Genomic DNA, 13,706 nt, shown 5'->3' on the forward strand with positions numbered 1-13,706 from the left:
GCCACTTCCATCATTCCAACAACGTTCCGGGCGGTGGTGGTCCCATTTGCGAAGGCGAATCCGATTGTGGCGGCGGAGTCCTGGCCTCTAAGCCCTTCCGGTAGCCTTCTTCATAGCCCCTTTCATAGCCCCTTTCATAGCCGGCCTCATTGCCTGCTTCCCGACCGGCTTCGTACCCCTCTGTGTGGCCGGCCTCATGTCCAAACTTTCGGCCCGCCTCAAATCCCTCCGCGTGGCCGGCTTCGTGTCCCGCTTGCCGGCCAGCTTCGTACCCCTTTGCGTAGCCGGTCTCATGGCCCGCCTCTTGGCCGGCCTCACAGCCCTCTGTGTAGCCGGCCTCGTGTCCAACTTTCCGGCCCGCCTCAAATCCCTCCGCGTGGCCGGCCTCATGTCCCGCATCTCTGCCGCCTTTATAACCCTCGTTATGGCCCGCCTCATATCCGGCCTTCCGGCCGGCTTCATGCGCTGCGCTGACCTCCGCAACGGCGTCGGGGGATGAAAGACGTGAGCCGGGGGTGTTACTAAACCGGGCGATCAGGTCGGCGATAAGATTTTTGATGCCCATGGTCATGCCCTCCAAATCAGTGAGCCATGAAACTCCAGATACATATAGATTGGAAGCGCGAGGTATTTTGACGAGAATTCGTAAACTAGCTGGAATGAGCTTTGCGAGCACGGAGGCCCGCGAAATCCCAAACTCCATGTTCTAGTCACGCTTTAGTTGGTCTATTTTCCCGCTATCAATATATCCCCATTTGTTCTTAACGGGGCACAGTGCTAGGCAGCAATTTAAGCCAGTTTTGACGTGCAGCCTTGCAATTAAAAAAATTGAGGAAAGCGACTGCCGCAGCCAATGAGCGGGACCAGACCTCATGCAACATGTGCACGCCGCAACGGCTCGGCGTAGAGCAGTCTATCCGGCAGCTGATCTGGAACTAGGAACGGTCGACCCTTCCTGGTGAAAGCGGCCTTGCTGCCAAGACAAACCCGTTGTTGTTTCCAGCAGCTGTTGGCAGTGCAGTACCTTCAACTTACACCAATAGCCATAACGTTCTTGCGCGATTCTGCCAATTGATCGGCCGACAACAAGGCGCCGGACTTGAATGCGCCAACGGCCCTGGCGCCGGTAGTCACATCGAGTGCCTCGACTTTTAGGATACCATCAAGGTCGAGGGTATAGGTGACATCTATCTGGGAGTTTGCCGGCAGCGGGTTTTTGAAAACGACCTCCGCTGAGCCAATTTCCTCGCACTCGTCTGTAGGCACGACATGCTGTTCCCCAGTCACTCTGTGCTTATTCTGCACGACATTTATAATGACGCGAGTTTGTCGATCAACAACGGTGTAAACCGCACGAGTGACATTGATTGGCAGAGGATCATCCGCTTGAATGAGATTCATTACCTCGTCCCTGTTTTTCTCCTTATTAAATATCTCCACGCCAAAGCTTTTGGCTGAAACCGTGCTGAGGACAGCTTTGTTCAATAGGGTGACGGCCTTGGGCGTCATCCCGGTGGCGTTCGCAACTGTCTCGATGGCTTGATCCCGGCTCACTCCGGGCGTCATTAGTCTCTCGATTTCTTCATCAATTTGATATTTGTAACCGATGAGCGCGGCCCCTTTGGCAACGATTTGATTCGGGTCCCTGCGGAGCAACTTGCACGATGGAAATTCCTGCTTCAATCGTGCTTCTATCTGGGGCATAAACGTCGAACCACCCACCAATAAGATGGTTTCGATCAAAACCCCTTGCTCGCGGCCTCGTTCAAATAAGATCTGAGTCTCTTCAATCGTGCGGTCGAGCCGGTGACGTGTGATTTGTTCAAAGTCGGCTCGGGTCACTTCAAGGGCCACATTATGAAGGCCGTATTTGACTCTCAGTTTATAAGAATTACAGGACGAGAGAGCCATTTTGCATTTCTCGGCCTCATTCGTTAGCTCCTGCCAGATCTGCAGATCGGCGAGGAGGTCGTCAGGCGAGACGCCGGTAATCACTTGGAATTTCTGAGTGAAAAATGTCAGGAGATCGTCGTCCCAGTCCTTCCCGCCGAGATTGAGGTCGCCGACGGTCGATAGAATTGTGCCAGGTACCCGAAGCAAGGTTCCATCAAACGTGCCTCCCCCGAGATCGTAGACCATAATCGTCTGGCCTTCCAAGGCATCCATTCCATAGGCAAAGGCGGCGGCCATAGGTTCGGGCACGACAAAGCGGACGTTCAGTCCCGCAATCGTCCCGGCTTGCCGTGTCGCCTCTTTTTCTACATTGCCGAAATAGGCCGGACAGGTGATCACGACATCTTCGATCTTTTGACCAAGCACCTGCTCTGTATCGCCAACAACCTTTCTCAAAATCAGAGCGGAGATATCCTGCGGTCGGTAGTCCCTTCCATGAAGGCAACGCAACCAATTAGGTTCGCCCATGTGGCGCTTCACCGTCTGCACGACCAGATCTGGATAGACCTCGGAGGTGTCTTTGGCGATCTGACCGACGACAATGTTGTCTGCAGACTCAAAATAGACGACAGAGGGGGTGGTGAGGGCGTTTTCGGAGTTTGGGGCGACGACTGGTCGGCCATGTTCGTCGACGTAGGCAATGCACGAGTATGTCGTTCCAAGATCTATCCCGAAGACTAGTTTCGATTCCATCAGAGACTCCATTCGGGTGTCTAACCTGGTCAGGACTTCGGTTCGTCAGCACCGGAGCAAGTGGCTGAGTAAATCTTGACCTTCTCCTTGCTCAGCACGGTCGAGCCCAGCTCAAATCCGGGTTGCGCGGTCTCGGCAACGCGACCTGCTAACGCTAAATTCGATGTTTCCACAGTCCCGACAGAAGACTGTCGCCGCACATCGAATTGCTCACCGACAGCAGTCAGGAACATCTCGACCCCCCGCGCTGCGAGGATATCGGCAATCTCGTCGCGAAAATTATCAAAGAAGCCGATAATCCGTTCAGCTGTTAGCTTGGTTGGATCCTCCTGCGAGATTCCGATGATTAGACGGCCGGCACCAGCGTGCAGCTTGATCATGGCGGCGATTAAGGGCTGCGCGGCTTTCAGGAGCAAGTCGCTTTTATAGCCTTGAAGCTCTTCATGTAGACGATCGATCTGTTTTTCTTTGAAGTTGTCAAACGCGAGCTTTTGATTGAAGGCATCGAGCAACCGCGCTTCCAAATGCGACAGCAGCGCGGACAAATCATCCTGAGAATTCGGTGCGCTATCTGCCTCACTGTCGCTCTCCTCGTCGATTACGACAGACGATGACGGGTTAGAAAAGATGGCGGCGTCATTTACGACCTCCTTAGAACCTGTTTCCGTACTATCCAGATCTGGACGCTTCATAGCGGGCAAGGAAAAGTTCCCTCATGAGGCATGAGAACGCAATGTTAGAGGCTCGTGGTAAGCTTGGGTCTGCCGCTCGTGTGACGCCGAGACCGGCCATAGGTAAACCGCACGATCGGCCTCAGGTCTGCAGGCGCGAACGAGCCTGCTTGCGCACAAGACTTACCTATTTGTTGCCGCCCTGATCGCGGTTTCAATCGGCTCGAAAAACGTTTTGACGAGGCCGGCTCGGAATTCGGCCATTTTCATCGAAAAGGCCATGAAGCTCGCGTAAGACGCCTTGGCATGTTCCGACTGAACCTGAATGGCGTTTTCGAATGTCGTCGCACCCAACAGTTTTGTAACGAAAGAAGAATGGTTCTCCAGCGACTGTCTCGAATAATCGCTCGCTTCGGCGGCGATCGCTTGGAGCGTATCGAGATAAGACGAGGTGGCAGAGGGATTTGACTCGAGTTGCTCCGTGCCAATTTTTTGGACGGCCACGGCATCAACGTTGCTCTCAGTTCTTACATCTTGTCTTACGAGTTGCTCGGTCTCAGTCCCGGCATATTCCCTCATCTCCACCGCTTCCGTTTCGTTGGTTTTGGCAACGGTTTCTTTCACAGCCGAATCATCTATCGCGGCCACAGTCACTTCGCCCTCATTGGGTTTAGCCCTCGCCTCGCTCGTCTTAGACCTGGGAATTGCTCTGGCCCGGGGCCTGGGATTGTCTTTGGCCTCAGCCTGTTTGTCGACCTCTGCCTTGGCCATAGCATTTTTCCCTATTCATTGCTGAAGTCTGCGAGCCGAATCAGCTCGCAGAACATATTCGTTTGGCACACGAGTCATATGACCAGCCAAGAAATGGACAGGTGCCCAGCAGAGTGCTGCCAAAAGAGACAACTATCCGGGCAGCAAGTTCCCCCCAATGTGGCCGGAGAAGTCTAAGCCCCTCAGTTTGCCGATACGGGTCAACTCCGGTCTGAGACTTTTGTGTTCGAGATTGGGCTCCGCCCTACTTCGGTAGCCGCAGCCTACTCTTTGACGGCTTGCACCTTGGTGATCGCCGTTTCGATGGGTTTGAATGCCTCTTTGGCCAAGTTGGAATAGAGTTCACCCGTTTTCGTTACATACCCAACGAGCCCCTCGAAAAACGTCTTGGCATACTCGGACTGAATCTGAATGGCGCTTTCGAAAGACTTTGCGCCGAGCAACTTTTCAAAGAAAGCGGAACCGTTCTCGATCGACTTTTTCGAGTAGTCGCTCGATTCTGCGGCGATCGTCTGCCAGCTATTGGCAAGGGAAGAGGTCGACTTGGCCACGGCCTCAAGGTGCTCTTTGCCGAATTTCTGGAAACCATCAAACAAGTAGGCCATTTAAACTCCGTTGATCTGTGGATGCGGCGGCCGTCTCTGGCTCGACGCGGCTCATCTAGGAACGTGATTTTGGGTCACTCTTTGGCTTATCCTGCAGTGCACAATCACGTCAACCGGACATTGCGTCGCAACAAAAAATCCGCGGCACAAAAGTTCTGTGACATTGCCAAATAGTGACGCGTATCGTTGAATTCTTGCACGTAAACGTAAGCACCAGCCCGAGCCGTGGGCGACACGCAAACAGGCGGACCGTAGCGCTTCATCTAAGAATTCGAAATGCGCGCTCAAGTCTCTGTCTCAGTGCCACCTGAGCACGTAACAAAGTCCGGCTTACGCAGCAGTGACGCAGCGCCAATGCCCGGAAGGCTCGGTGGATTCTCGCTGAGGGGAGAAAGTGTACGACGTTGAAAGAGCTTTTTCATGTCTCGGCCGGTTTGCATCACGCCATAATGGAAGAACTCTTCCATCCTCTGGGAGGTCCCATCCGCGCCGACGTACGAGAACGTGGCGCGCTTCGTCGCTAGTCTTGATGCGGCGTGGCTGGTAAAACCCGAGTCAAACGCGCAAGGCCGATGTGGACCCGATCTGAGTCCACACGTCGTGTGAACAGCCGCATCATGAGGCCGAACACACGAAAGCGCCTGATCACATGTCCGAACCCGAAGAAAAAACTTGCATCCAAAGGGGGCCACACAGGATTGACACGCCCTTGCAGCTACTGCATGTGTTGGCCGCCGTTGATCGCGATATTGGCACCGGTCACGAACGCCGCCTCGTCCGAGCATAGGTAGATGATAAGACCTGCAATTTCTTCGGGCTTGCCGAGGCGTCCAAGCGGGATCTGTGGCAGAATCTTCGTATCGAGCACATCCTTCGGGATCGCCATGACCATCTTGGTGCCGATGTACCCAGGCGAGATGGTGTTGACGGTAACCCCTTTGCGCGCAACCTCGAGCGCCAACGCCTTGGTGAAGCCGTGCATTCCGGCCTTCGCGGCTGAATAGTTGGTTTGTCCGAATGCCCCCTTTGAGCCATTTACCGAGGATACGTTGACGACACGCCCCCAGCCGCGGTCGACCATGCCATCCATGACCTGTTTGGTCATGTTGAAGACCGAGTCGAGATTGGTGCGTATGACCAAATCCCAGTCGCCCTTACTCATTTTCTTGAACGTGGTGTCGCGGGTTATACCCGCGTTGTTGACCAGAATATCAACGGGTCCGACTTCTTCGGCAATCCGTGCGACGCACTCCTTGCAGGAATCGAAATCCGCTACGTCGACCGGGTAAGCACTGAATTCGCGACCGCTGGCCTTGTGTTCGGAGATCCAGTCCTTTGCTTTCGTATTGCTCGGCGAATGGGTGACCACAACCCGGTAGCCGGCCGCGTGCATTTTCGCGCTGATCGAATCGCCAAGCCCGCCCATTCCACCCGTGATTACTGCAACGCGCATGAATATCCTCCCTGTCTTATTGCCGAAGCCAATTAGTCATGAACTTGCGGTCAGGGCATTGTCATGTCTGGATGGGGACCGCTGATCAAGGGTTATTTTGTGGCGTTGCGTTTGATCGTGGGGAAGGTCATGTCGATGAGGGGCTTGACGCCATTGCTGAAAATATCGGTCTTTTCGGCGTCACATAAGACGTTTGGGCGCAGGTAAGCGCCGTTTAAGTCCGGGGAAAATCCGGGGACAGGTTTTTCTAGTTCTCCGCCGCCCTGTGCCGGAAAAGCCGAAAGTTATCGCCTCGCTTTCGGGGCCAGGCACCAAAGTCGGAATTGCAAGCAAAAACGCGTTGACGTAGCTCAAATCCAAGGAATGTTGTCCGGGGTCATCGTGAGCCAGAGGCGGGGTGCATTTAGCTCTGCCTCGCTTGGAGAGACGGCGTCGGGGTCGCATCCAACTCCCCACTTTTCGCGTTTATGGGCGCTGTCGTCTGCAGTGGCGTCGTAAGTCATTCTGCCGGTTGTGGGGTCTGGTGTCCAAATAGTGTTAATAGCTGCACGCCTTTTGCGAATCGCTCGCTCGATGCGAATACACAGGTCGAGATCAATCAGGCCCGCCATCCAAAGTTCAAATACATCCTTAGCCAATATCCTATCTTTTTCGTCCAACCGGCGGTGCCATTCTGCTCTGTCGTACAAATTTCGCGCTTTTCGCTTCGTCGGCCTCATAACTCATACTCCAGTGCGCGTGCGGCCTAACCCCCCAACTCCGCGCGCAAAAAGCCAATTGAGCAAGACGCAGGGCCGATTCAGTTAAGGATTTGATCTGACTCGGCGCGGGTTTTTCGGTAGTTGCGCTCGGGCGGCTGGGTTTGAATGTAACGAACCACTACGGCGAAGAGCACGTGAACCGGGTCCCAGCCCGATAAGCGGCATTGACGATTTACGATTCTGTTTCAAATGAAACCACTGTAGCAGCTAGCAGCCGCGTCAATGCCACATTCAACGGCTTGATATCTTCCGCCAATGCTTATGGCAGTTCGTGATTTCACCGGCGGTCCGGATTTGGCAGACCGGAATTGGCTACCAAATCACATGACCTCGTCGCGGTCGTCGGCAAAAGTGTTGAGGATCGGTGAGCGCCAATCTGTGATTCAGTTATCTTTTCACGTTCTTCAACATCGGCATCGCAGCAGGCGGTGTCAGCCATCGCGATCTTCCGAATAGGCATTCGGCCATCATGGTAAAGTCCGGTCAATAAATTGCTGTCGCGCTACGCGACAGCTAGTTCTGGTGATCGGAGAAGGCTCTTTGCGGGATTGAACATTATCAACTTTCGCGGCTTAACCAGTCCGATCCGCATGGTTTGGCGCTGCTCAATCTGCGAGCACCCACCGACCGAAAAAATAGAGGCTCGCAGCAGCGCCAATCGCTAAAACAGCTCCAAGAGGCGTGCCAACGAAACTGGCGATTTCAAGAATCTCACCCAATACTGTTACTCCCGAAGTTGTCTCGATAGCCGTCGCGGACGATTTTCCTCGGGCTAGACGGCGAAGCAACGAGGCCACCGTTAAAATGTGGTAAATTGCTGCACTGCGCAAGAAAAAAAGGAAAGCAACAACTTCGAGTAACCAGAAAATACCCAAGAATCACTAAGCTAAGATCAAGCAATTTTCGCTCTAAACCTAGGAAAACACGCGCCTTGTGCATTGCGGCATCACGCCACAGCCGGCCGGTGTAGATGGAGGCGGCCTGAGGAATAAACTTCGATCTCGAAAAAGCTGGACCGCTTCGCGCCAGACGCGGCCCTCTCGCATCAATCCGCTTCAGCGTCCTGGCACAATCCCCATCCCTAATTTTTGACTCAACGAATTGTCTTTCGGCATCCCATTTTTGCCCGATCGTGGATCACTCGATTATTGAGGAAAAGCGAGTCGGTCTCGCGTCGAAGCTAGGGCGCAACAAAGTTACATAGCCCTCAAATCTGATCGTTCTCCGCTACCGGCTTAGCTGTTTTCCATGCGTCACCGATCCGCAACCTCGCTTGGCCAACCGAAGGCGGGGACACAGGCATCGACGATTGTGGTTACTTCTGTTTGATAATGATTTCGACGGAGACATTTGGCCCGAGATCAACACCCTCAGGAGCATGATGTTCCGCAAACCAATGCCCAACACCCCGCTCAACCTCGCTGACAAAATCGATGTCGCGCTCCTCAGCCAAGTGTCCGAGATCGCAAACGAGGTCCGCAAGGGCGTGTTCGTCAACGGTGCCGCAGCGCTGCTGAAAAACGGCAAGCGCCTCGGCGGCAGAGGCGATGTGTTTGGTTTTGTCGAGCATGGCGTCCTCCTGATTACACAACCGCTCACGCGACAGGGGGTTTCACCTTCCATAATTTTGGAGCGTTGAGACCAGAGCGCCAAGAGCGCCGCCCCAAACACGCTAAGGACCGCCTTTAATGTTTTGGGCGGCGCGGGGCGGGGTTGACGTTTAGGCCTCTAGGGCGGTGTCCGCGCGCATGTCGCTGGCTTCATCTTCCCATTACGGGGCATTGCTTTTCTCCCGGGGTTGATAGGGTCGTCTATGCCGCGATAGGGGCGATCATACTACTTCTTGTCGTATCCTGGTTCAGGCGAGCTTGATCGCACCGCAGCGCATTGGGCGTGAAGTATTTAGCTCGAAGGTTAGAGCTGGCCTGACAAATTTGGACAGAGGGATTGTGTGTCGATGTTGCCCAAATTCCGTTCCAACCTTCGCGGTGCATCATGAGCAATCGCCTGAATGAAATCAAAATGCGCGCCGGAGAGGATACACTGGTATTGGCGCAACCAGGATCGCGCCCTATAATGATATCAGGAATACGCCGGGTTCGCTTCGGGACTCTCTAAAGTTGGGCAAGAAGTTATTCCGTTTCCACGTTCTCTCTGCTTCGATTTTGCGAGATAGCGATGAACTCACCATCCATCTCACCAAAGAATACTCGGAGCACCAAGGGCTTAGAGCCGATCAGTATGGCTGCAGTCTGTTTACTTTTCCTTGGTTTCTTAGGCTATATGGGATTTAAGAACTTGCCTGCGGACTATAGAGCGGGCGGCTATGCGACCATGAATGCGGTCGTAGGGGAATGGCAGGCGGCCGGACGCCCATGGCACATCTCATTTCGAACGGACAAGACGATGGGCATGAGCTCCAAGTCAGGGAACATGGAACCAGGTACGTTTCAGCTTTGGACCGAAGGAAATGTCATAATCAAGATGAAGAACGGCAGGGAATATTCGGCGACGTTTCGCGAGCTCACGCCAAACCAATTTGACCTCATTGACTCGGAGAACGGGGCCGTGACGGTCTTTAAGAGAGTGCCCTAGCGCCATTCGGCCGGAGACACGTCAGTTCGGAAAATTGTTGAATTGCAGCAATCTCCAACCCGGAGACTTTCTGCTGTCTCAAACGCTCGACAAGGACGCAATTTCATCACTGATCGAAAAGGTGCAAAGGGATGGGGGCTATGCTGCCGATGATGGCAAGTGGAGCCACGCTATGTATCTCGGTGATCAGGAAAACGTTGTCGAGGCGACATTCGACGATATTCATTCCGGGGTAAGTGTTCGAATTACCAGCATCGATGAGTATAGCGACGGACGTTATGCGCTCAGATTCCGACGGCCGCGCAAAGTAACATCCGAATCCGACGGCTGGAAATTGTGCGTTCGCGCCCTCAGTCGCCTGTGCCAGCCTTACGCCTTCGCACAAGCGGCGAAATTGTGGTGGGATGTTGTCATTCGAAAAAGTGGATTTTATTCAGGAAGAAATCAGCGCACGACATCCGAAGCCGTCATATGTTCGACGCTCTACGCCGACTCATATAACGAGGCCTTTCGTTCGTCCAGCATGCTTGCCTATGTGTTCGATCGGAGATCCTTCATGCCGCGCATATTGGTTCTGACAGCAAACAGCAAGACGACGCCAATGCGTTTGGCTGCTGAAATTCAGGAAATGAGGACCTCCCTGGCACTTCGCCAAGCACCATGACCTCATTGCCCTAAAAACCTTGGCGGCTGGCGGACGCTTTCCATGGTCACGCGCTATGCGCACGCCAACGCGGCCGCAGAAGCCGGGAAGTTGAACCGATATAAGCGAGAAGTATTATATAATCAATAAGTTACGCGCGAAAATCGCTCCCTTCACACGGGATAGGTCGCAGGTTCAATCCCTGCCGCGCCCACCATCTAACGCCCTTGAAATTCAAGGCTCTTTCGACTCTGATCAAGCCATTTCAGCGCAGGTAAGCGCCGTTTCAGTCTGGGGAAAATCCGGGGACATGATTTTTATCGCGTCCGAGATGACAGGCCGGACGGCGTCTCTTGAAACTTTGTAGCAGCCCAAAGTTCGTCATCTGCTCCGCGTCGCGATTCAGCTGCGGAGAAACTTTTCAAAACGAAATAGCCAATCGAGATTAAGGTAGAAGAGCCCGAAGTCGTTGCGGCAGCAATTGGGAGAGCAGCATTACCCTGACATCAGAAACATTGTCTCGACGTGAGTTCCTGGCTGAGTCAGCGGCAGCCGGTGCAACCCTTCTCCTGCCCGCAGGCAGGGCCGCGGCTGCGGGCAAGAAGAAGACCTTCATCATTCTGCACACCAACGACCTTCATTCGAACCTGATTGGGATGGCCCCAGCTCTGGACTATACCCCGTTCACGCTCAACGACGATGCAACGCGGGGTGGGTTCGCGCGCCTGGCCACTTTGATCGCAAAGCGGAAGGCGGCGCGCAAGGACCTTGGCCCTGTTCTCGTGCTTGACGCGGGTGACTACAGCATGGGGACCGCGTTCGCGGCTGCTACCCGTGAGACCGGCTGCGAGCTTCAGCTGCTGTCCCGGATGGGTTGCGACGTCACTACATTTGGCAACCATGATTTCGACCTCGGGCCTGACGGCACGGCCCAGGCCATCACGGTGGCCGCCAAGGCTGGCCGGGTTCCGGCGGTGGTCGCATCGAATATCGACTTCACGGCGAATGACGTAACACTGGCCGGTCTCCAACGCTTGGCCAAGGATACGGTCGTCCGCCACTACTTTGTGATCGAGCGCGGTGGCATGCGTTTTGGCATCTTCGGTCTGCTCGGCAAAGAAGCGCAATTCTATACCGGCGGCGCCGGTGCGGTGAAGTTCGCCGATCCCATTGAGACCGCCCGGGAGATAGTGAAGCTCCTCCGCGAGACAGAGAAGGTGGATGTGGTCATCGCGCTCAGCCATGGCGGCGTAGAGAAAGGCAAGGACGGCCGCTTTACTGACGGTGAGGACGTGCGCCTGTCTATCGCCGTGCCGGGCATCGACGTGGTTATCGGCGCCCGCAGCCACACAGAACTGCGCGAGGCGATCATCGTCAACGGCCGCACGCCCGTGGTCCAGACGGGGAAGTACGGCGAAAACCTCGGCGAACTGGTGATCACGTTGGCCAATGGCAAACTGACGGTCGAGTCCTACCGGCTTTACCCGATCGACGACACCATCGCCGGTGACCGGACCATTGCCAAGGAAATCGACAAGTTCAAGAAGACGGTCTCCGAGGTTGCGTTCGCGTCGCGCGGCTACAGCATCGATCAGCCACTGGCGGTGGCGCCGCAGGACATTCCCAATACGTTTACGGACATCGAAGCCAGCACCCTTCTTGCCAACCTTTGCACCGACGCCTTCAGAAACGCCACGAGGGCGGACATCGGGTTCACCGCCAACGGAATGATGCGCGCCGGCTTCACCCGGGGAAAGTCGGGCGTGCAAACGGTCTACGATGTGTTCGCCGTCGCCCCGCTTGGCGCTGGTGTCGTGGACCCCACGGCCGGCAGCACGCTCGTGACCGGCTATTTCACCGGCGAGGAGCTGAAAGATCTGCTGGAGTTTTTTCTCGTGGATAACCCAGCCCATCCCGGCGAGTATTTCCCCCGGGCATCCGGGATGAGGTTCCGCTACGACCCGTCACGCCCACAATTCGACGTCGTGACGTCCATCGAGGTGGGAAACCTCGATCGCGGCTACCGAGCGATCGACATCACTGGGAAGGACGAGCGGTTGTATAGCCTCACGTGCCCGCTGATGCTCGGCCAGATTGTCGTGGCTATCCCCAAATATACCAAGGGCAAACTCGCTCTTGTACCCAAGAACAAGGAGGGCCAGCCCCTCAAATCGAAGGTCGAGGCACTCAACGACCCTCGCACTGACACGCCCGACCTGCTGCCCCCGACAGGTACTGTGGATCACAGCAGTGTCGACACTGTGACGCAGAAAGGCGCGATCCGGGAGATCAAGGAATGGCAGGCGATCATGGATCACCTACGCAGTCTCCCGGTCAAAAACCCGAGCGAACTGCCAGTGATTCCCGTGGATGAGCGCGCCGCAGAAGTTCGGGCGAACAAAGTTGGCTGATCCGTTGGGCGGCATCGAAAGCACTCACTGCGAACGCGCCTCAATGGAATCGGCCATTTACTGCGTGCAGAAATCAGGGGCGAATGGTCGGATACCACCCAAAGCGGAAGTCCGGCTCACAATTCTCGATGACGGGAGTTGGCCCGTTGTGAACTCGCCGACAAGGCATGCGTGCTGCCAATAAGTAGACAGCTCAATCCAGTTTCTCGGTGATATTCTTGACCGTCTCACCCTTCAGCAATGTGATGTCGGCGATCGGATGCCCGCCCCTCGTTTCCGGCGTGATGCTGACAGCTTGGTATTCGGCGTTGGCCGCGACCGCCTTCTGGGTCACGGCGAGCAGAGAAATCGTGGCTTTTTCCATTGCGGCTTTCTGCGTCGTTGCCGCTTCAAGATCTTCGGCGTCAGTGATATTCTCAGCCTTTGCTATCGCGCCGGTCTTCGGGTCTATGACGACCTCGGTGAAACCGTCGGCCATCATCGTGTAGACCGAAAGCTGAAGTTTCCCGTCGTCGGTCTCGAATTTAGCCGAGACCGGCGTTCCTTCGCGCTCGCTTGCCTTGAGCCCGTCCTCTAACCTCAGTTTCGCGCCTTTGAGGCCAGCCGCTAGCGCAGGAAGATCCGTTTCGCCGTCTTCAGCACGAACAGACATAACCCCGCTACTGGAGAATGCAATCGCAACCGCTAGCCAAGTCGATCGGGCTATTTGTAAGGTCATTGTAACTTCCTCCCATGATTTATGTAAATGCTTCGTCCGGCATCCCGCGTCTCGTACAGGTGCATTTTTCAATCCGTGCCGTGCTTTTCATCAGCCGCACGCCCGAGACGGACGAATGTGGGAGGGCGGCGGCGTCAGGAATAAACTTCGATCTCGAAAAATGGACAATCTCACGCCGGCTGACGTCTACTTCGGCCGAGGACAAACCATTCTGCTGCAACGAGAAAGGATCAAACGAGTCACTATCCAAAATCGTCGCTTGCAACACCAATTGAACGCCGCATAAAATCAAACATCAGATGAGCCGCGTCCTCCATTAAATCACGCCGCCATCTGTCTCAAATTATCTGACGACGGACAGACATCTATCCAATATTCAGTCTTGTTCTATCGGGCGCAGCCTTCAGCCTCAATGGGTTCCGGACAGCCAAC

The 13,706-nt window shown here is 55.0% G+C and carries 13 protein-coding genes and 1 tRNA gene; 4 read left to right on the top strand and 10 right to left on the bottom strand.

Annotated features, from left to right (window positions below; translation table 11 throughout):
- Positions 1–10: 10 nt before the first annotated feature.
- The 9 genes from QEV83_RS08675 to QEV83_RS08715 form a co-directional block, all read right to left on the bottom strand.
- Positions 11–565: a hypothetical protein gene (locus QEV83_RS08675; protein WP_280130797.1), complete on the bottom strand. Its 555-nt coding sequence runs from the start codon at positions 563–565 to the stop codon at positions 11–13.
- Between the two features lie 461 nt (positions 566–1,026).
- Positions 1,027–2,646, bottom strand: coding sequence for an Hsp70 family protein (locus tag QEV83_RS08680; protein WP_280130798.1), 1,620 nt, complete (start codon positions 2,644–2,646; stop codon positions 1,027–1,029).
- A gap of 29 nt (positions 2,647–2,675) precedes the next feature.
- Positions 2,676–3,338 carry a nucleotide exchange factor GrpE gene (gene grpE, locus QEV83_RS08685; RefSeq protein ID WP_280131007.1) on the bottom strand — a complete coding sequence of 221 codons (663 nt, stop codon included), beginning with the start codon at positions 3,336–3,338 and terminating at the stop codon, positions 2,676–2,678.
- Between the two features lie 162 nt (positions 3,339–3,500).
- Complete coding sequence (locus tag QEV83_RS08690) at positions 3,501–4,088, bottom strand: phasin family protein (RefSeq protein ID WP_280130799.1); 588 nt, start codon at positions 4,086–4,088, stop codon at positions 3,501–3,503.
- Positions 4,089–4,351: 263 nt separating this feature from the next.
- Positions 4,352–4,693 carry a phasin family protein gene (locus tag QEV83_RS08695; protein WP_280130800.1) on the bottom strand — a complete coding sequence of 114 codons (342 nt, stop codon included), beginning with the start codon at positions 4,691–4,693 and terminating at the stop codon, positions 4,352–4,354.
- Between the two features lie 715 nt (positions 4,694–5,408).
- Complete coding sequence (gene phbB / locus QEV83_RS08700) at positions 5,409–6,146, bottom strand: acetoacetyl-CoA reductase (RefSeq protein ID WP_280130801.1); 738 nt, start codon at positions 6,144–6,146, stop codon at positions 5,409–5,411.
- A 350-nt stretch (positions 6,147–6,496) separates the two neighbouring features.
- A complete protein-coding gene (locus tag QEV83_RS08705) occupies positions 6,497–6,805 on the bottom strand; it encodes a hypothetical protein (protein ID WP_280130802.1) in 309 nt (102 codons plus the stop codon).
- 707 nt (positions 6,806–7,512) lie between these two features.
- Positions 7,513–7,782 carry a hypothetical protein gene (locus tag QEV83_RS08710; protein WP_280130803.1) on the bottom strand — a complete coding sequence of 90 codons (270 nt, stop codon included), beginning with the start codon at positions 7,780–7,782 and terminating at the stop codon, positions 7,513–7,515.
- A 440-nt stretch (positions 7,783–8,222) separates the two neighbouring features.
- On the bottom strand, positions 8,223–8,477 hold the full coding sequence (locus tag QEV83_RS08715; RefSeq protein WP_280130804.1) for a hypothetical protein: 255 nt from the start codon (positions 8,475–8,477) through the stop codon (positions 8,223–8,225).
- A gap of 608 nt (positions 8,478–9,085) precedes the next feature.
- Between QEV83_RS08715 and QEV83_RS08720 the strand changes: the two genes are divergently transcribed.
- The 4 genes from QEV83_RS08720 (at position 9,086) to QEV83_RS08735 (ending at position 12,556) form a co-directional block, all read left to right on the top strand.
- Positions 9,086–9,502, top strand: a complete 417-nt coding sequence (locus tag QEV83_RS08720) for a hypothetical protein (RefSeq protein ID WP_280130805.1) — start codon at positions 9,086–9,088, stop codon at positions 9,500–9,502.
- A 37-nt stretch (positions 9,503–9,539) separates the two neighbouring features.
- Positions 9,540–10,166, top strand: a complete 627-nt coding sequence (locus QEV83_RS08725) for a hypothetical protein (protein WP_280130806.1) — start codon at positions 9,540–9,542, stop codon at positions 10,164–10,166.
- An 84-nt stretch (positions 10,167–10,250) separates the two neighbouring features.
- Positions 10,251–10,362 (top strand) — tRNA-Val (locus QEV83_RS08730).
- A gap of 298 nt (positions 10,363–10,660) precedes the next feature.
- Positions 10,661–12,556 (top strand): bifunctional UDP-sugar hydrolase/5'-nucleotidase, encoded by a 1,896-nt coding sequence (locus tag QEV83_RS08735; RefSeq protein WP_280130807.1) that lies wholly within the window; start codon positions 10,661–10,663, stop codon positions 12,554–12,556.
- 193 nt (positions 12,557–12,749) lie between these two features.
- Here QEV83_RS08735 and QEV83_RS08740 read toward each other — a convergent pair whose 3' ends face one another.
- Positions 12,750–13,274: a hypothetical protein gene (locus QEV83_RS08740; RefSeq protein ID WP_280130808.1), complete on the bottom strand. Its 525-nt coding sequence runs from the start codon at positions 13,272–13,274 to the stop codon at positions 12,750–12,752.
- Positions 13,275–13,706: the final 432 nt, after the last annotated feature.

It is taken from the genome of Methylocapsa sp. D3K7 (assembly GCF_029855125.1).
In the GTDB taxonomy this organism is placed as follows: Bacteria; Pseudomonadota; Alphaproteobacteria; order Rhizobiales; family Beijerinckiaceae; genus Methylocapsa.